17 protein-coding genes are annotated in these 17100 nt (G+C 72.3%); 10 read left to right on the plus strand and 7 right to left on the minus strand.

Going from position 1 to position 17100, the window contains the following annotated elements:
* The first annotated feature begins 143 nt into the window (after positions 1–143).
* The 3 genes from ACFXOM_RS05355 to ACFXOM_RS05365 all read left to right on the plus strand — a co-directional run bounded on the left by ACFXOM_RS05355 (position 144) and on the right by ACFXOM_RS05365 (position 2445).
* Complete coding sequence (locus ACFXOM_RS05355; protein WP_384929737.1) at positions 144–1082, plus strand: PAC2 family protein; 939 nt, start codon at positions 144–146, stop codon at positions 1080–1082.
* A 31-nt stretch (positions 1083–1113) separates the two neighbouring features.
* Entirely contained in the window at positions 1114–1713 is a 600-nt protein-coding gene (coaE, locus tag ACFXOM_RS05360; protein ID WP_385036988.1) for a dephospho-CoA kinase, read from the plus strand.
* Positions 1714–2082: 369 nt separating this feature from the next.
* A complete protein-coding gene (locus tag ACFXOM_RS05365; protein WP_384929731.1) occupies positions 2083–2445 on the plus strand; it encodes a tetratricopeptide repeat protein in 363 nt (120 codons plus the stop codon).
* Between the two features lie 124 nt (positions 2446–2569).
* On the opposite strand, the gene ACFXOM_RS05370 is transcribed toward ACFXOM_RS05365, so the two are convergent.
* From ACFXOM_RS05370 to ACFXOM_RS05380, 3 genes are all read right to left on the minus strand, one after another.
* On the minus strand, positions 2570–2848 hold the full coding sequence (locus ACFXOM_RS05370; RefSeq protein WP_385036991.1) for a DUF6343 family protein: 279 nt from the start codon (positions 2846–2848) through the stop codon (positions 2570–2572).
* Between the two features lie 275 nt (positions 2849–3123).
* On the minus strand, positions 3124–3591 hold the full coding sequence (locus ACFXOM_RS05375; protein ID WP_385036994.1) for a hypothetical protein: 468 nt from the start codon (positions 3589–3591) through the stop codon (positions 3124–3126).
* A gap of 295 nt (positions 3592–3886) precedes the next feature.
* Entirely contained in the window at positions 3887–4228 is a 342-nt protein-coding gene (locus tag ACFXOM_RS05380) for a hypothetical protein (RefSeq protein WP_384929725.1), read from the minus strand.
* Positions 4229–4503: 275 nt separating this feature from the next.
* Between ACFXOM_RS05380 and ACFXOM_RS05385 the strand changes: the two genes are divergently transcribed.
* From ACFXOM_RS05385 to ACFXOM_RS05395, 3 genes are all read left to right on the plus strand, one after another.
* Positions 4504–5448 (plus strand): slipin family protein, encoded by a 945-nt coding sequence (locus ACFXOM_RS05385; protein ID WP_384929722.1) that lies wholly within the window; start codon positions 4504–4506, stop codon positions 5446–5448.
* Between the two features lie 574 nt (positions 5449–6022).
* Positions 6023–8887: a DEAD/DEAH box helicase gene (locus ACFXOM_RS05390; RefSeq protein ID WP_385036997.1), complete on the plus strand. Its 2865-nt coding sequence runs from the start codon at positions 6023–6025 to the stop codon at positions 8885–8887.
* Positions 8884–10194: an SWIM zinc finger family protein gene (locus ACFXOM_RS05395; RefSeq protein ID WP_384944797.1), complete on the plus strand. Its 1311-nt coding sequence runs from the start codon at positions 8884–8886 to the stop codon at positions 10192–10194. Before ACFXOM_RS05390 ends, ACFXOM_RS05395 begins: the two co-directional genes overlap by 4 nt.
* Before the next feature lie 383 nt (positions 10195–10577).
* Here ACFXOM_RS05395 and ACFXOM_RS05400 read toward each other — a convergent pair whose 3' ends face one another.
* Both ACFXOM_RS05400 and ACFXOM_RS05405 read right to left on the minus strand, forming a co-directional pair.
* Positions 10578–11126 (minus strand): GNAT family N-acetyltransferase, encoded by a 549-nt coding sequence (locus ACFXOM_RS05400; protein WP_385037000.1) that lies wholly within the window; start codon positions 11124–11126, stop codon positions 10578–10580.
* Between the two features lie 26 nt (positions 11127–11152).
* Entirely contained in the window at positions 11153–11350 is a 198-nt protein-coding gene (locus tag ACFXOM_RS05405) for a hypothetical protein (protein WP_384935856.1), read from the minus strand.
* Between the two features lie 75 nt (positions 11351–11425).
* Here ACFXOM_RS05405 and ACFXOM_RS05410 point away from each other — a divergent pair, with 75 nt between their 5' ends.
* Positions 11426–12100, plus strand: a complete 675-nt coding sequence (locus ACFXOM_RS05410) for a chaplin (RefSeq protein ID WP_384935854.1) — start codon at positions 11426–11428, stop codon at positions 12098–12100.
* Positions 12101–12151: 51 nt separating this feature from the next.
* Here ACFXOM_RS05410 and ACFXOM_RS05415 read toward each other — a convergent pair whose 3' ends face one another.
* Positions 12152–12865: a DUF2293 domain-containing protein gene (locus ACFXOM_RS05415; protein WP_385037112.1), complete on the minus strand. Its 714-nt coding sequence runs from the start codon at positions 12863–12865 to the stop codon at positions 12152–12154.
* Between the two features lie 99 nt (positions 12866–12964).
* Here ACFXOM_RS05415 and ACFXOM_RS05420 point away from each other — a divergent pair, with 99 nt between their 5' ends.
* Entirely contained in the window at positions 12965–13699 is a 735-nt protein-coding gene (locus tag ACFXOM_RS05420; protein ID WP_384944794.1) for a hypothetical protein, read from the plus strand.
* Positions 13700–14241: 542 nt separating this feature from the next.
* On the opposite strand, the gene ACFXOM_RS05425 is transcribed toward ACFXOM_RS05420, so the two are convergent.
* Positions 14242–15453 carry a pyridoxal phosphate-dependent aminotransferase gene (locus ACFXOM_RS05425; protein WP_385037003.1) on the minus strand — a complete coding sequence of 404 codons (1212 nt, stop codon included), beginning with the start codon at positions 15451–15453 and terminating at the stop codon, positions 14242–14244.
* Positions 15454–15538: 85 nt separating this feature from the next.
* Here ACFXOM_RS05425 and ACFXOM_RS05430 point away from each other — a divergent pair, with 85 nt between their 5' ends.
* Positions 15539–16240 carry a winged helix-turn-helix transcriptional regulator gene (locus ACFXOM_RS05430; RefSeq protein ID WP_384944790.1) on the plus strand — a complete coding sequence of 234 codons (702 nt, stop codon included), beginning with the start codon at positions 15539–15541 and terminating at the stop codon, positions 16238–16240.
* A gap of 159 nt (positions 16241–16399) precedes the next feature.
* Positions 16400–17056 (plus strand): uridine kinase, encoded by a 657-nt coding sequence (locus ACFXOM_RS05435; RefSeq protein ID WP_384944788.1) that lies wholly within the window; start codon positions 16400–16402, stop codon positions 17054–17056.
* The last annotated feature ends 44 nt before the right edge of the window (positions 17057–17100 follow it).

The following is a 17100-nucleotide window of genomic DNA, read 5'->3' on the forward strand; positions in this document are numbered from 1 at the left end:
ACCCGGTGGGACAGGCGAACGGCATCGCCGAGCGTCGGCTTGCCCCTGCGCCGCGTATCGGCCGCCAACTCGCCCGTGCCTTCCGGGAATGCCCGCGCCCCTTCTCGCGTTGGCCCAGATGAAGACGAGGAGGAGCGGGAATCGTGCTTGATCCGCAGGGTTTGTACGCATGGGAGCCGAAGGGCCTGGCCGTTGTCGACATGGCGCTCGCGCAGGAGTCGGCCGGCCTCGTCATGCTCTACCACTTCGAGGGGTACATCGACGCGGGCGAAGCCGGCGGCCAGATCGTCGAGCGGCTGCTGGACGGCCTGCCGCACCAAGTGGTGGCCCGCTTCGACCACGACAGGCTCGTTGACTACCGGGCCCGCCGCCCGTTGTTGACGTTCCGCCGCGACCGTTGGGCGGACTACGAGACTCCGGCGCTGGAAGTGCGGCTGGTCCAGGACGCAACGGGCGCCCCGTTCCTGCTGCTGTCAGGTCCCGAACCCGATGTCGAGTGGGAGCGTTTCGCCGTCGCGGTGCGGCAGGTGGTCGAACGGCTCGGCGTGCGCCTGTCGGTGAACTTCCACGGCATCCCCATGGGCGTGCCGCACACGCGCCCCGTCGGCATCACGCCGCACGGCAACCGCACGGACCTGATGCCCGGTCACCGCAGCCCCTTCGACGAGGCCCAGGTCCCGGGAAGCGCCGAGTCCCTCGTCGAGTACCGGCTCATGCAGGCCGGTCACGACGTCCTCGGCGTGGCCGCGCACGTTCCCCACTACGTTGCGCGCTCCGCCTACCCGGACGCCGCGCTCACCGCTCTCGAAGCCATCACCGCCGCGACCGGACTGGTGGTCCCCGGCATCGCGCACGCCCTGCGCGCCCAGGCGCAGCGCACTCAGACCGAGATCGAGCGGCAGATCGGCGAGGGAGACGAAGAACTGGTCTCCCTGGTGCAGGGCCTCGAGCACCAGTACGACGCCATCGCCGGCGCCGATACCAGGGGCAGCCTCGTCGCCGAGCCGGTCGACCTCCCGTCCGCCGAGGAGATCGGCCGCGAGTTCGAGCGGTTCCTCGCCGAGCGGGAGGGCGAGGCATAGGCCCGCCCGGCGTCCCCCTAAGCTTCCGCTCATGCTGAAGGTGGGCCTGACCGGCGGAATCGGTGCCGGCAAAAGCGAAGTGTCCCGGCTGTTCGTGTCGTACGGAGCCGTGCTGATCGACGCGGACAAGATCGCCCGAGAGGTCGTCGAGCCCGGGACGCCCGGGCTCGACGCCGTTGTCGAGGCCTTCGGCCCGGAGGTCCTCACCGGGGACGGGACCCTGGACCGACCGAAGCTGGGAGCCATCGTCTTCGCCGACGCAGATCGGCTGGCGCGGCTCAACGCGATCGTGCACCCGCTGGTCGGGGCGCGATCGGCGGAACTCGAAGCCGCGGCGGGGCCGGATTCGGTGGTGATCCACGATGTGCCGCTTCTCACCGAGAACCATCTGGCCCCGCTCTACGACGTGGTCGTGGTGGTGGACGCGGCGCCGGAAACCCAGCTGGAACGCCTCGTACGGCAGCGCGGAATGACCGAGGAGGAGGCACGGGCGCGTATGGCCGCGCAGGCGACGCGCGAGCAGCGACGTGCCGTCGCCGACCTCGTCATCGACAACGACGGTCCCCTGGAGGCGCTGGAGACACAGGTGCGCAGGATCTGGGAGGACCTCTCGGCGCGCGCCTCGAGCTAGGACCGTCGGGCACCCGCTGCGCAGCCGGGCCCCGCGGCGCCCGCTTCCCGCAGGGGCATGGCCGCGCGTTCGGGACTTCCGCGGGTCGCGGACGCGGCGGGGCCGGCGTCCGATGTCCGACGTCGTCGCCCCTCCTGCTCCGGCGGGTCCGTCGTCCCGGGCCCCGCGGCCGCCGACGGACGGCCACGGGAGGCGTCCATGCGGGGCGGGTCACCGTCGCCGACCGGCGATGGTCGACGGCACTCGGCCGGGAGCCGGGCGATCGCCGAGTACCCTTCCGGACACGTTCGCCGTCCGTGCGGTACGACGACCGGAATACCGGAACGGCGCGGCACGTTGAATCCGCGCGCCGAGGGGAAGGATGCGAGCGTGCCCGAGACCAACCCGGAGACCCACGTCATCGACTTCCGCGCGGCGGAGCGACTGCTCGCGGCGAGGGATCCGCGCGGTGCCGTGAAGCTGCTCGACTCCGTCATCGCGGCCCACCCGGAGAGCTTCGCGGCCCGCCTGCTGCGCGCCCGCGCCTACTTCGCGGCGGCCATGCTCCGCTCCGCCGAGCGGGAGTTCCGACTGATCGTGGAACGCGAACCCGACAACGCCTACGCCCACTTCGCCCTCGCCCGCACCTACGAGCGCTCCAACCGCCCGGCCGAGGCACTGCGCCACTTCCGGCTCGCCGCGGCCCTCGACCCCAAGCCCGAGTACCTCGAAGCCGCCCGGTTCGAGTCCTGACCGACGCCGCGCCCACCACGGCCGCCGGGGTCGCTCGTCGCGTCTCGAACGAGCGCCCGGTGTGCGGTGGCACAGCCCCGCTGCGCCGCGCTGCCGGGCGCCCCGGACGTGCATCGGACGCCGGCTAGCTGCGGGGGCTCCTGTTGTCCCCCCGGTCCGGTTGGTACGGAGGTACGTCCCGGCCGGGCTGCCAATGGGGCCCCTGGTGGAGCCGGTGCACCACGATCATCAGATCGGCCGAGGCGATCAGGCAGAGGACCGCAGAGGCGATCGCCCAGCCCGGGCGCTCGGCGAGCGCGAACACCGCCGTGCCCGCCGCGGCCCAGAGCAGACCCCAGACACTCAGCCAGAACCGCAGCCGCAGGGGGCTGCGCGCAGTCGCCGGTTCACTCCCAGTGCGCATGACCATCGCCTCTTCCACTCCAGCATGTACCCCGTCTCCGGTCGATCAGCCGGCCGGGGTGACGCGAGTGGTACCGGACCGCCCGTCCGAGCCGGGTGCGACGACCGCCGGCGGGCCGGGCACGCGCCGCCGGGCCCGGTGGGAAGGGAGCGTCGGGCTCCGGGGGCGCCCCGGAGGACGTGTGCGCGGACGAGCGGGGGTCCGACCGCACACACCGACGTGCACCGCCCGCGAGCAATACCGGGGGCGGAGCACCGTGGCCGCGGGTGGCCGGGCTAGTACCAGGCGGTGCGGGCGTAGACCGTCGTACCGCACACCAGTGCGGCGCGCGAGAGCCGTCCGTTCAGGTTGTTCCCGATCTGCGTGTACGCGTAGGTGATGCCGGGGTCGACGCTCTCCCGGACCCAGTCCCAACTGGTCGGGGTGCCGCTGGGGACGTACGGCGTGCGGTCGAGCCACGCGTAGCAGCCCTGCGGGGCGTTGTCGATGCGGGCGAACGACCCACAGCCGCCCGAGTAGTAGTACTTGAGGCTGATCGTGCGGCCGTTGACGTTCGCGCTGGTGCTGTGGACCAGCCGGAAGCCGCCGCTGCAGGGAGTGCGGTCGGGGTACACCCCCTCGTAGGTGAACCTCGGGTATCCGGTGCTGTGGGACGGGGCGGCGTCGGCGGTCCCCGACAGGACCGTTGAGAGTGCGAGAGCGATGGTGGCCAGGCCGACGGCGGCCTTCGGACGATGGGACACGACTGCTCCTTCGCCGTTCAGGGATGGTGCGGTGGCCGGCGGGACCCGGGTCCTCCGGGTGCTCGGGCCGGGCGCTGGAAGCCTGACACGCCCGTGTGTCGTTCAGCGGGCCCGCGCCGCTGGAAGGGCCGAATCGCACACCGACGGACGATACGGGCGCCACCCGTCGGCCGTGGCTGCGCGGCGGGCGGTGTCCCCTGCCACGGGCCGTGACCTCGCGCGGGATTGCCCGGAAGTGGCCCGTCCGTCCGCCGCCTGCCCGGGCGCGACCTTCACCCGGCAGGGCGCAGGCGGGTCAGTGGACGAGCGAGTAGCTGCGCCACGGCGGTGCGCCGGGGGCGATGTTGTCGAAGAGCGTCGTCGGGATGTACGCGCTGTCACCGCCGGTGCAGTCGGGTGTCGGGTAGGCGATGATGTCGATCAGCGTGGCGTTCTCGATCCTGTGCGCGCCCGCCGGAGCGAGGCGGTGGCACCCGTTCACCCCGGGGTTGGAGATCGTGACGACCCGCTTCCCCTCGGTCTCGTAGGTGATCGTGCCCACCGCGTTCCGACCGAGGCCGGAACAGCCCGCGACGCTGAGGATCAGGAGCACTGCCCCGGCCGTGGTGCGGGTGCGCCGGTGACTCTGGTCGGACATGACTGGTCCTCGTCTGTGGTTCCGGACTCGTGCTCGCCACCCTGCCGGACATCCGGTGGTACGGCACCCCGTGCGCGCCCGCCCAGGGGACCGCCGGCCGTCCCCACCTCGTGCGGCCCCGGTGGCCGGAGCGCCTCCGTGCCCGGGCCCGGTAGCCCGCTCCCGCGGGAGGTCCGGGACGTCGGGCGAACGGGACGGATCCGGACGCTCGACCGCGCGTCGCGACAGGAATACCGTGGATCGGGGGCCCGAAGCGGACGGCAGGGGGTGCCGTGATGGTCGAGGATCTTGTGGTGGCGGGTGTGGCGGCGGCGTCGGCCTGCGTGGTCTACGGAATTGCCGCGGCGAAGGTCATCAAGCAGTACGAACGCGGTGTGGTCTTCCGTCTCGGGCGGCTGCGCGACCGTGTGCGGGGGCCGGGATTCACCATGATCATTCCCGTCGTGGACCGGATGCACAAGGTGAACATGCAGATCGTGACCATGCCGGTGCCCGCCCAGGAAGGCATCACCAGGGACAACGTCACGGTCCGGGTGGACGCCGTCGTCTACTTCAAAGTCGTGGACGCGGCCGACGCGCTCGTGAGGGTCGAGGACTACCGTTTCGCGGTCTCCCAGATGGCGCAGACGTCGCTGCGGTCGATCATCGGCAAGAGCGAGCTCGACGACCTCCTGTCCAACCGGGAGAAGCTCAACCAGGGTCTCGAGCTCATGATCGACAGCCCGGCCCTCGGATGGGGCGTCAGCGTCGACCGGGTCGAGATCAAGGACGTCTCGCTGCCGGAGACGATGAAGCGCTCCATGGCGCGGCAGGCCGAGGCCGACCGGGAGCGCAGGGCTCGGGTCATCAACGCGGACGCGGAACTCCAGGCGTCGAAGAAGCTCGCCGAGGCGGCGGCCCAGATGGCCGACACACCCTCGGCCCTGCAACTGCGACTGCTGCAGACGGTGATGGCGGTGGCCGCCGAGAAGAACTCCACGCTGGTGCTGCCCATCCCGGTGGAGCTGTTGCGCTTCCTGGAACACGGCCGGGGCCAGGACCAGCCCGAGACGCGACTCGAGGAGCACGCCGTCAAGCCGTCGCTGACGAACGCGCCGGTGCCCAACACGACGATGCCCGTCATGCCGCACGGGCCGGTGCCGGTGGTGCCCGAGAGCCCGGCGGCGCTGAGCGATCCCGCGCACGGCGGCCACGAGTCGCTGGGCGACGCACCGCGGTAGCGGCCGTCGGGGGAATGCTCCGGTGGGAGCGGCCTGGTGATTGCACCGGGCGGGCCCGGGATGGGCTCTGCCACTGCGGCGGGGACCTGCTCCCGGCCCGTCCGGGTGCCTTGACGGGCCCGGTGGGAGCCGTTGGTGGGCGTACCGTGCCGTGGCCGGCGCCGCGGCCCGCCCGGCTGACGCGCGCCCCGCGCCGGGCGCGAGCCGTGGGGGCATCGGGTCTTGGCCGGGGCGTTCCCCGGCTGCCTCCCCGGATGTGGACGGCGCCCCATCGTGGTCCCGCGGGCGTGTACCGGGCACCACCCCGGCGCGGCCGATCACCTCCGCGCCCGCCCGGTGTGCCAGCGGCGCCCCTGGGCGGAGGCGTTGTTCCGCCCGGCCGGAGCCATGAGGACAGGTCCCGGCGACCGGACAGAGCAACGCGGAGACAGCCCGGCAGCGCGTCAGTCAGGGCCCGAGCCCCGGCCACCGGAACCGAGTGTCAGTGCCCGCCCGTAAGGTCGTGAACCATGGCCACCCGCGGCGCGACAGGAGCACCGCGGCACGACCCCGCCGGAAGGGAGGGGATTCGCGCATGCCGCACACCCGTGCCGCCGTGTTCCTCCCGGCCGAGCTGCCGCGCGAAGGAAGGGTCGCCTTCTGGAGCCCGGAGGGCGAGCCGCTGCCCGCTGTGCGCGAACCGGGAGCGGGGGACGACGGCGCGGGAGGATGGCCGCCGGGGAGGTCCCAGGAGGCCGGTGAGATCACCGTCGTACGCCGACACGGTGCCGTGATCCGCAGCCGCACCGTCCCCGCCGTGCTGCTGTCCGTCGCCGACGCGGTGCCGCTGTTGCTGCACGCGCGGCGGGACGCCGCCGCGCACCCCGCCGCAGCCTGCTGGGGCGCGGCCGCACAGCACGCCCTCCAGATCCTGGCGCGCGGGCGGCTGCTTCCCGGCCTCACCCCGGCCGGCCACGACACCTGGCGGGCGGGGCCGCTGGACGCCGAGGACATCGCCCATGTGCGGTCGATCGCCGCCGCCATGCCGCCCGAAGCGCACGCCACCGCACTCCCGGACCGGCGCCCCCTGCAGTTGCCCGACCCCGAGGCGCTGATCAGATCGTTCCTGGACGCGGTCGCCGACACCCTGCCCCGCACTCCGGCGGCGGAGCACGCGGTCGGCCGTCCGTTCGCCGCGCTGGCGCCGCAGCACCTGCCGGATGCCGCGGAATGGGCGGCCGAGGCCGCGGCGGGCATGGACGCGGGCGTGAGGATCTCGCTCCGCCTCGACCTCTCCGGGTTCGACCTGTTCGACCGGGAGGAGCCCGACGGCGGGGAGCAGCCGGCCGGGGCCGTCCTCGTCCAGGTGCACAGCCTGGCCGACCCGGCGCTCGTCGTGGACGCGGCGGGCCTCTGGTCGGGGGAGGGCGAGGGGCGGCTCGGGCCCCGCGCCCGTGTCGACACCGTGCTCGCCCTGCGCCGGGCGGCTCGGGTCTGGCTCCCGCTCGGCAGGCTGCTGGAGCGCGAGGTCCCCGACGTGCTGCCGCTGGCCGAGGAGGAGCTGTACGAGCTGCTGGGCGAGGCCGCCGGCCGTCTGGGCGGTGTCGGGGTCGCCGTGCACTGGCCGAGGGAGCTCGCCCGTACGCTCACCGCGTCCGCGGTGGTCCGCAGGTCCGCGCCGGGCTCCGCCACGGACGGCACGGCCTTCTTCGACAGCGGTGAGCTCCTCAGGTTCGACTGGCAGCTCGCCCTCGACGGCGATCCGCTCACCCCACAGGAGATGGACGTGCTCGCGGAGGCCCACCGCCCCGTCGTGCGGCTGCGTGACCAGTGGGTCGTGGTCGATCCCGACCTGGTGCGCAAGGCGCGCAAGCGGGAATTGGGGCTCCTGGAGCCGGTCGACGCGCTCGCCGTGGCGCTCACGGGAGCCGCGGAGGTGGACGGAGAAACGGTCGATGCGGTCCCGGAGGGTGCGCTGGCCGCCCTCCGCGATCGCCTCACCAGCCCGCCGGCGGTGCCCGCCCCGCCGTCCGGCCTCGACGCCACCTTGCGCGACTACCAGCTCAAGGGGCTGGCCTGGCTGGACCTGATGACCTCGCTCGGGCTCGGGGGCTGCCTCGCCGACGACATGGGCCTCGGGAAGACGGTCACGGTGATCGCGCTCCACCTGCACCGGGCCCGCCGTGCGCCCACCCTCGTGGTGTGCCCGACCTCACTCCTCGGCAACTGGCAGCGGGAGATCGCCCGTTTCGCGCCCGGCGTGCCCGTGCACCGCTTCCACGGCTCCGAGCGCACCCTCGACGGGATCCGTGCCGCAGAGGGTGCCACCGGCGGCTTCGTCCTCACCACCTACGGCACGATGCGCACGAGCGCGGCCCGGTTGTCCGCACACGACTGGGCCATGGTGGTCGCCGACGAGGCCCAGCACGTCAAGAACCCGTTCTCCGCGACCGCCAAGGCCCTGCGCACCATCCCCGCGCCTGCGCGCGTCGCGCTGACCGGTACCCCCGTGGAGAACAACCTCTCCGAGCTCTGGGCCCTCCTCGACTGGACCACCCCCGGCCTGCTCGGCCCGCTGAAGTCGTTCCGGGCCCGCCACGCGCGCGCCGTGGAGAACCACGAACACGTCGACAACGAGGCAGCCGTCGAGCGGCTCTCCCGTCTCGTCCGCCCCTTCCTGCTGCGCCGCAGGAAGAGCGACCCGGGCATCGTGCCCGAGCTTCCGCCCAAGACCGAATCCGACCACCCCGTGCCGCTCACCCGGGAGCAGGCGTCGCTGTACGAGGCGGTCGTCCGGGAGACGATGGCGCGGATCGAGGACGCGGAAGGCATGGCGCGCCGCGGCCTGATCATGAAGCTGCTCACCTCGCTCAAGCAGATCTGCAACCACCCCGCGCAGTACCTGAAGGAGGACGCCTCCCGCCTGGCCGCCCGCTCGGGCAAGTTGGTTTTGCTTGACGAACTGCTCGACACGATCCACGCGGAAGACGGGGCGGTGTTGGTCTTCACCCAGTACGTGGCGATGGCGCGGCTCATCTCCGCCCACCTCACCGCCCGGGCGGTCCCGTCACAGCTGCTGCACGGCGCCACGCCCGTGGCCGAGCGCGACCGGATGGTGGACCGCTTCCAGTCCGGCGAGGTGCCCGTCTTCGTCCTGTCCCTGAAGGCCGCGGGGACGGGACTCAACCTGACGCGCGCCGGTCATGTCGTCCACTACGACCGGTGGTGGAACCCGGCGGTGGAGGACCAGGCGACCGATCGGGCCTACCGCATCGGCCAGACCCGGCCGGTCCAGGTCCACCGCCTCATCGCGGAAGGCACCGTCGAGGACCGCATCGCGGACATGCTCGGCACCAAGCGGGCGCTCGCGGACGCGGTGCTCGGATCAGGCGAGGCGGCGCTGACCGAGCTCACCGACCGTGAGTTGGCCGACCTCGTCGCCCTGCGGAGGCCGTCATGAAGCCACCGCAGCCCGGGCGGGACCGCCGAACCGACCGGCTCCGCCGTGACACCCGGCGTCGTGCCGAGGCCCGACGGCGCACGTTCCCGGCGCTCGCCCCCCGCCCGGGCGAGATCTCCTTCGCCGCCTCGTGGTGGGGCAACGCATGGGTGGACGCGCTGGAGGACACCGCCCTCGATCCGGCGCGCCTCGCGCGCGGCCGCGCCTATGCCGGGCGGGGCCGGGTCGACGCGATCACCGTCACCCCGGGCCGGGTCACGGCGTACGTCCACGGCTCCAGGGCGCGCCCGTACCGCGCGGAGATCCGGTTGCGCACCCTCGACGACGCCGGCTGGGACGACCTTCTCGGAGCGGCAGCCGCCCGCCCCGACCACATCGCGGCCCTGCTCGACAAGGACGTCCCGCAGACCCTGGCCGCCACCGCCGAACTGCTGCCGGCTCCCGGGGATCTGATCCCCGACTGCTCGTGCCCGGACGACGGCCTGCCCTGCAAGCACGCCGCCGCACTCTGCTACCAGACGGCCAGGATCCTCGACGAAGACCCGTTCGTGCTGTTCCTCCTGCGCGGCCGGGGGGAGCAGGAGATCCTCGCCGAACTGACCCGGCGCCACGCGGCTCGGCCGCGCCCGCCGGCCGCGGGTGCCGCCACGGCGCCCGCGGCCGGCGACCCCCGGGCCCTCGCGTCGGTGCCCGCCCGGGACGCCCTCGCCGCGAGGCCGCGGCCCGCGCTCCCTCCACCGTTGCCCGTTCCCGACCACCCCGGACGCCCGCCGGTCTACCCGCATGCAGCCGGTGCCCCCGATCCGCTCGCCCTCGACCTCCTGGCCACCGAAGCCGCGGCCCGCGCCCACGCCACCCTGCGCACCGGTCAGGACCCGATCGGCGGCCTGAGCCCCTGGCAGGACGCCGTGAGGTTGGCCGCCGCCCAACCAGGCTCCGGTCTCACCGCGACGACCAGGGCCCTGTACACCGCGCTGGCCCGGGCCACCGGACGTACGCCGACCGAGCTGGCCCGTGCCGTGGCCGGCTGGCGCCAGGGCGGCCTCGCCGGCCTGACCGTTCTGGAAGAGTCGTGGGACCCACCGGCCGGGCCCTTCGACCGGGCCCGTCCCGCGCTGGCCGCGGCCGACCACCCCCATTTCCGCCCCTGGCGCAACCGGCTCTCCACCCCGTCGCTGCAACTACGCCTGGGGCGCGACGGCTTGTGGTACGGCTACGAGTCCGATCCCGGGCGGGACGACTGGTGGCCCCGGGGCACACCCGACCGGGACCCGGTCGGTGCGCTCACTGCCCTGCTCGGTCGCTGACGGCCGGGCGCGGCCCGCGACGACCGCTCGGCGCAGGCGTGAGGAGGCGGGGACCGCGCGAACGTGCGGTGGTACCCCGGACGGATCGGGGCCGAGGGTGAACCGGGACCACCTCGTCCGGCCGCCCGGTGGGTCCGGCGTCGCAGGCTCCCGCGGCCGGCCGACCGGCTCCCGACAGGGAGCCCGCCGATCTCATCGTCCCCCGGTGTACCGCGCCCCTGCACGGCGCAGCCGGCGTACCCCTTCCGAGCAGCACCGCGCGGTGGCCGTACGACGCGCCGACACCGTCGCGTCCTCCCGCCACCGCGGACGCCGCGCCCTGAGGGCGGGGGCGCTCCCGCGCCCTCAGGGCGCACACCGCCGCTGGAAGATGGGCTACGCCGTCACACGGGGTTCGCCCACTCCTCGCGGAGCATCCCGAAGAGCACGCGGTCGTAGCGCTCTCCCTCGACCAGCACAGCCGACCGTCGACGGCCTTCCTCGCGGAAGCCCAATCCGGTGAAGGCACGCACGGCGCGTTCGTTGCCGCTCCAGGTGTCCAGCTCCAGCCGGCTCAGGCAGTACGCACCGAACAGGTGGTCCACGAGCAGGCGCAACGCATCACTTCCGTGGCCGCGACCCCAGAAGTCCCGCTCGCCGATGGTGACTCCCAGCGTGGCCACTCCGGCGTAGGGGTCCAGGTCCCGGTAGTCGGCCATGCCGATCACCCTGCCGTCCGCCAGGTCCTCGACCGTGAACACGGCCGACTCCCTCGGACTCAGCCGCAGCATGGTCTCGAAGCCGATCTCGATCGCCTCCGCGGTGACCGGGCCGAAACACGGGTCACCACCAGCGGCCCAGCGCACCACCTCCGGGTCGTTGCGCCAACGGACGTGGTGCTCGGCGTCTTCGGAGCGCAGCGCACGCAGCTTTACCCATTCTCCTTTGAACATCGCACGACCCTAATCGATCACAGCGATCACTCGAGCTGACAGTGGATGACCGAGGACGCCTTCCTCGTCCCTGAGTTCTTCCGTTGCCGCGGTCGTGGCGAAGCCTTGGAATTGATCAGCGAGTACTCCAGCAGCCGATCGTCAGCAGCCGAGGTGAACATCCGCGCGGCGAAGGAGGGTTCGACGATCGGGCCGCCCGATCGGGTGAAACGGTCGGCGGCCATAACTCGGTTGGCGCCATCGCGTTATCTCCGGTGCGGGCGACTACCCGTGTGTTCGATCTCCTGAAAGCAGGACCCATGAGACAGATTCGCCGAACAGGTCTGGTCACCGTCATGGTCACGGGCGGCGCCCTCGCCGCGGCCGGAGCCGCCCACGCCGACGCGGGCGCACGCGGAGACGCGGTCGCGTCACCGGGCCTGCTCTCCGGGAACTCGGTGCAGGCCCCCGTGCACGTCCCCGTGAACGTGTGCGGCAACACAGTGAACGTGGTCGGTCTGCTGAACCCGGCCGTCGGCAACGGCTGTGCGAACGGGGGGACGGCCGACGGCGCAGGCGCGGGGAACACCGCTGAGCAGTCCGACGCTTCCGGTGCCACCGCCGAAGGCTCGGCGGGGAATTCGCCCGGCGTGCTCTCCGGGAACACGATCCAGGTGCCCGTCGACGTCCCGGTGAACGTGACCGGCAACTCGGTCAACGTGGTCGGCATCGGCAACCCCGCCGTCGGCAACGCGTCCTCGAACACTCCGGGGACGCCTCCGGCCGCACCGGAACCGGCTCCCCCGCTTCCCCCGGCCGCCCCGGCGGTCACCCTGCCGGCGCCGCTCCCCGGTACCGCTGCGGAGCAGGCACCACCGGCTGCGGCCCAGCTCGCGCACACCGGTGCACCGGCATCCCTCGGGCTCGCGGTTCCGGCTGCTGCCGCCATGGTGCTGGGCGGTGCTGTGTTGTACCGCAGGCGCCGTTCGGCCTGACCGACAGACGTCGGGTCCGCCGTCCGGTCCGGCCGGACGGCGGACCCGACGTCATGTGCGCGGCGGATCGGTCGTTCGCGGATCGCCGTGCCGTGGACCACTCTGCCGCGGCGACGGAGTCCGCCACCGGTCGAGCGTCGTTTCGACGGCCCGTGCGATCCGCCTGCGCGCCTCGTGGCGGGGTACGCCCCTCATGAGCAACTCCTCGTAGGACGTCTCCCGGTGGCGCACGGAGGCTCGTACCGCTGCCGTGACCGCACCCTCGTCCAGGGCGCGCCCGGCAGCGCTGCGGCCCACGCGCCCACTGCCCCGCACCGAGGCGTGTGCGGCGACGTCGCCGGCTCGCTCCGCCGGGCAGGACGGGAAGAGCCGGAGGATCTCTGCAGTGAGAGCGGCGGTGAACCGCACGTCCTCGGCAGCCCGCCGCGCAGCGTCCCGCTCCCGCCGTCGAGCCCGTGCTTCGGCGTCCGCCAGACAGGCGGCCTCCGCTCGGGCGAGCGCGGCTTCCTCCACGAGCAGGCCCTGGCGTTCGTAGCGCGTCCGCTGCTTGTTGTGACGGACGACGACCGCCCACAGGGAACTCGCCTCCCGGGCCCGGCGGGTCAGCGCTGCGTTCCCCCGGGGCAGGAACAGCAGATGCCCGAGGTCGGCGCAGTCAAGGCAACGCGGGCTGTTGAACTCCAGCACGATGCGCTGGAGCGGACCTCGATGGCATTCGGCGCAGTGCCGTTGTCTGCGAGGTTCGACGACCACCAGGGGAGCCACCGGCAATGCTCCCTCCACGCCCGACCCCGTTCCTCCGCCCCACCGCGCCCGTCCAATAATCGTTCGAGGCAGGGACGTTCGCGCTGTACGTTCGTTGACGTGGCGAAACTCAATCAGATCATCGCAGTCGAGAAGGGCGTCAAGTCCAAGGCGCATCAGGACCTCACCGCAGCACATCACGGTCTCCAGAAGCCGGCCCTGCTCGCCGGGCTCTCCCGGACGTACCAGCCGAAGGACGAGGAGGGTGAGCAGCTGCCGCCCGAGTCGACGCTGGTACAGGTCAAGGTCGAGGGCGTGCTGCGCGACACCGCCAGGACGCTCACCCGACTGTTCGACGTTACCGCCACCAAGGACTGGGCCAACTGCACGGCCAGGGCCGACATCACCGTCGACGGGCGGGTCTTGGTGAGTGCCGTGCCGGTCGCCTATCTGCTCTTCCTGGAGAAGCAGCTGACGGACATCAACACGTTCGTGCGCAGGCTCCCGGTGCTGGACGCCGCCGAGTCGTGGTCCCAGGACCCGTCCACGGACTCCTGGAAGACGGAGCCGGTCAAGACCGTACGGACCAGGAAGGTGCCCCGCAACCACGTGAAGGCGGAGGCCACCGAGAAGCACCCGGCGCAGGTGGAGGTGTACTACGAGGACATCCCGGTCGGCTACTGGACCACGGTGAAGTTCTCCGGGGCGCTGCCCGCCCGCCGTGTCAACGAACTGCTGGACCGTGTGGAGAAACTCCAGCAGGCCGTGAAGTTCGCCCGCGAGGAGGCGAACGGCGCGGAGGTCAACGACCAGCTGGTCGGCGACGCCGTCTTCGGCTACCTCTTCGGCCAGTAGGACGGCGAGGAGGCAGCCATGCAGACTCCCCGGCCGCAGTCCCGCGACCGGGGTGCGCGAGGAGCGCAAAGCTGAAGCTGAAGCTTGTCGTGAACCACGCGGTTCCAGTGGAGGTTCGAGTCCTCCCCCCGGCACTCCCCGCACGTCCGCACCGGATGCGGATGCGGACCCCGGGCCGGGGTAGCCCAACACGGCAGAGGCAGACCGCGATGAATCTCAGACTCTCGCTCCAGACTCAGCATTCGCCGCTCATCGCCGGATCGACCGGGCCCGGGCCCTGGTGCGTCGAAATGCCAGTTCGAATCTGGTCCGCCGAGCTCGATCGGCGGTGGTCCAAAGGAAGGACGCGACGCAATGAGACTGACCCGGGTCTTCAAGCGCGCCGGCGTGTGATCGTGAGCGGCACCACCAGGGTCCGGGGGCAGGCTACGCCCCCGGACCCGCTCCTGCTTCCCACCCGGACCCGTCCCCGTCCCGTTCCGGATCGTCCGGCGTGCCCCTCGTCAGGCTGCCTGCCGTCCGGTGCTCCGCAGTGCGGCCTCCTACTGCCGGTATCCGCTCAAGAAGCGGCCGATGCGGCTGATCGCCGCGTCGAGGTCGTCCGCGTGCGGGAGGGTGAGGATTCGGAAGTGGTCCGGGCGCGGCCAGCTGAATCCCGTGCCCTGAACGACCTGGATTTTCTCCCGTAGCAGCAGGTCGAGGACGAACCTCTCGTCGTTGTGGAGCGGATGCACCTGGGGATCGAGGCGGGGGAACGCGTAGAGCGCACCCTTCGGTTTCACACACGAGACCCCGGGGATCTCGTTGAGACGCTCCCACGCCCGGTTGCGCTGCTCGTACAGCCGTCCGCCGGGTGCCGTCAGTTCACGGATCGACTGGCGTCCGCCGAGCGCGGCCTGGATGGCGTACTGGGCCGGCGCGTTGGGGCACAGCCGCATGGAGGCGAGCATCGTCAGTCCTTCCAGATAGCTGCGCGCGTGCTGCGTGGGGCCGGTGACGACCAACCAGCCCGACCGGAAGCCGGCGACGCGGTACGTCTTGGACAACCCGCTGAAGGTGAGGACGACCAGGTCCGGGGCGAGTGCCGCGGCGCAGTGGTGGACGGCGTCGTCGTAGACGATCTGGTCGTAGATCTCGTCGGCGAAGACCATCAGCTGGTGGCGGCGGGCCAGGTCGAGGATTCCATCGAGGACCTCTCGCGGGTACACGGCCCCGGTGGGGTTGTTGGGGTTGATGATCACGACGGCCCTGGTCCGGTCCGTGATCTTCGAGGCCATGTCGTCGAGGTCCGGGTACCAGTCGGAGGCCTCGTCGCAGAGGTAGTGCACGGGCTTGCCGCCGGAGAGGGTGGTGACGGCGGTCCACAGCGGGAAGTCGGGTGCGGGGATGAGGATTTCGTCGCCGTCCTCCAGGAGCGCCTGCACCGCCATGGAAACCAGTTCCGAGACGCCGTTTCCGAGGAACACGTCGTCGACGGAGACCTCGCCGAGGCCCAGTGACTGGTAGCGCTGTGCCACCGCGCGCCGTGCCGAGAGGATGCCCCGCGAGTCGGTGTACCCGTGTGCCCGGGGGAGCATCCGGATCATGTCCTGGACGATTTCCTCGGGTGCTTCGAAGCCGAAGAGGGCGGGGTTGCCGGTGTTCAGGCGCAGGACGCTGTGGCCTGCCTCCTCAAGGGCGTTGGCGTGCTCGATCACCGGACCGCGGATCTCGTAGCAGACCTCGCTGAGCTTGCTCGACTGCCGGAACTCCATGCGCGTGGCCTCCCCAGAAACGGTGATACTTGGTTTTACCAAGTCGACGCTTGGAAAGTCCAACACCCGGTCTAGACTGCCGTGCATGCCACGTCCTCCGCGCCGCCGAAGCTACGACCAGTACTGTGCCGCCGCCCGCGCCCTCGATGCCGTGGGCGACCGCTGGACCCTGCTGATCGTGCGGGAGTTGCTGGCCGGTCCCCGTCGCTACACCGATCTGCACGCCGACCTGCCGGGTGTCAGTACCGACGTCCTCGCGTCCCGGCTCAAGGACATGGAACGCGACGGACTGGCCCTGCGGCGCCGACTCCCCGCTCCCCTCTCCGTGTTCGTCTACGAACTCACCGAACGCGGTGCGGCGTTGCTGCCCGTTCTCGCGGCCCTGGCGGAGTGGGGCGCGTCGGAACTCGCCGGGCCCAGGCCCACGGACGCGGTACGCGCCCACTGGTTCGCCGTTCCGCTGCGTCGTTGCCTGGAAGCCGCCGGAGCGGCCGGAGTGGTGGAAGTACGGCTGCCCGAAGGGGTGTTCCACATGTGCGTCGGGGGCGCCGCGGCTCCGTCCGGTCCCGTTGGCGGCAGTTCTGGGGCTGCCGTCGCGGGGACGGCGTACGGCGACGGACCCGTGCCGGGTCCGGGTCCGGTGGTGCGGCTCGAACTGGACGCCGACACGTGTCTCGCCGTGAGCAGGGGCAGCCTCACTCTCCAGGACGGTGTACGGGAGGGACGGATCAAGGCGTCGGGAGAGGGGGCCCTGGCGAACGCCCTGCGCGGGGCCTGCGGCGGTTGACACGGGCCCGCGGTGGGGTTGGGCAGGTCCTGCATCCACCAGCGGCAATCCGAGCCGTGCCGCCGGCGAGAGGACGAGGATGCGCGCGGTGCTCGGGTCCGCGGCGGTGACCACCGCGCCACGACACCGGCAGCGTGCCCGGCCGACAATCATGGAACCATGAGGCTCGAACCGATCTCCTGGGAGCGGCTGACCGAAGCCGTCGCCGACCGGGTCGCGGACAGCGCAGCGGCCGACGGCAGCCCCTGGCTGCGCGTCGCCGTCGACGGCGCGCCCGCCGCCGGGCCGGCCGCAGCGGCGGGCGCGCTCGCCGAGGCACTCAGGGTGCGCGGGCGTTCCGTGCTGGTGGCCGGCACGGGTGGATTCCTACGGCCTGCCTCGCTGCGGTACGAGTACGGGCGCGAGGACCCGGACACGTACTACGACGGGTGGTTCGACACGGGCGCGCTGTGGCGTGAAGTGTTCGGTCCGCTGGAGCCGGGCGGTTCCGGTCGCGTCCTGCTCGACCTGTGGGACCCGTCCACCGACCGCGCGACCCGCAGCCCGTACCGCGAACTGCCGCCCGGCGGGGTCCTCGTGCTGCACGGCCCGCTGCTGCTCGGACGCTGGTTCCCCTTCGACCTGACCGTTCATCTACGGCTCTCACCGGCGGCGTTGCGCCGCCGAACCGAGGAGCGGGAAGCATGGACCCTCCGCGCCTTCGAGCGGTACGAGAGTGATGTCGACCCGGCGGCGGTGGCGGACGTCGTGGTCCGCACCGACGATCCGCGGCACCCGGCGTGGAACGACCCCTGGTCCGCGGGGAGCCCGTCCTGAGCCCCGCACGACCGGCCGCGCGGCACGATCCGGTCGGGCTCTCC

Origin of the sequence: Streptomyces sp. NPDC059169 (assembly GCF_042755225.1) — a bacterium.
Taxonomy (GTDB): Bacteria; Actinomycetota; Actinomycetes; order Streptomycetales; family Streptomycetaceae; genus Streptomyces.

Bases quoted from the DNA above. Each gene is read 5' to 3' on its own strand.
- coaE (WP_385036988.1), top strand. From the start codon at position 1,114: ATGCTGAAGGTGGGCCTGACCGGCGGAATCGGTGCCGGCAAAAGCGAA.
- ACFXOM_RS05370 (WP_385036991.1), bottom strand. From the start codon at position 2,848: ATGCGCACTGGGAGTGAACCGGCGACTGCGCGCAGCCCCCTGCGGCTG.
- ACFXOM_RS05380 (WP_384929725.1), bottom strand. From the start codon at position 4,228: ATGTCCGACCAGAGTCACCGGCGCACCCGCACCACGGCCGGGGCAGTG.
- ACFXOM_RS05385 (WP_384929722.1), top strand. From the start codon at position 4,504: ATGGTCGAGGATCTTGTGGTGGCGGGTGTGGCGGCGGCGTCGGCCTGC.
- ACFXOM_RS05390 (WP_385036997.1), top strand. From the start codon at position 6,023: ATGCCGCACACCCGTGCCGCCGTGTTCCTCCCGGCCGAGCTGCCGCGC.
- ACFXOM_RS05395 (WP_384944797.1), top strand. From the start codon at position 8,884: ATGAAGCCACCGCAGCCCGGGCGGGACCGCCGAACCGACCGGCTCCGC.
- ACFXOM_RS05400 (WP_385037000.1), bottom strand. From the start codon at position 11,126: ATGTTCAAAGGAGAATGGGTAAAGCTGCGTGCGCTGCGCTCCGAAGAC.
- ACFXOM_RS05405 (WP_384935856.1), bottom strand. From the start codon at position 11,350: ATGGCCGCCGACCGTTTCACCCGATCGGGCGGCCCGATCGTCGAACCC.
- ACFXOM_RS05410 (WP_384935854.1), top strand. From the start codon at position 11,426: ATGAGACAGATTCGCCGAACAGGTCTGGTCACCGTCATGGTCACGGGC.
- ACFXOM_RS05425 (WP_385037003.1), bottom strand. From the start codon at position 15,453: ATGGAGTTCCGGCAGTCGAGCAAGCTCAGCGAGGTCTGCTACGAGATC.
- ACFXOM_RS05430 (WP_384944790.1), top strand. From the start codon at position 15,539: ATGCCACGTCCTCCGCGCCGCCGAAGCTACGACCAGTACTGTGCCGCC.
- ACFXOM_RS05435 (WP_384944788.1), top strand. From the start codon at position 16,400: ATGAGGCTCGAACCGATCTCCTGGGAGCGGCTGACCGAAGCCGTCGCC.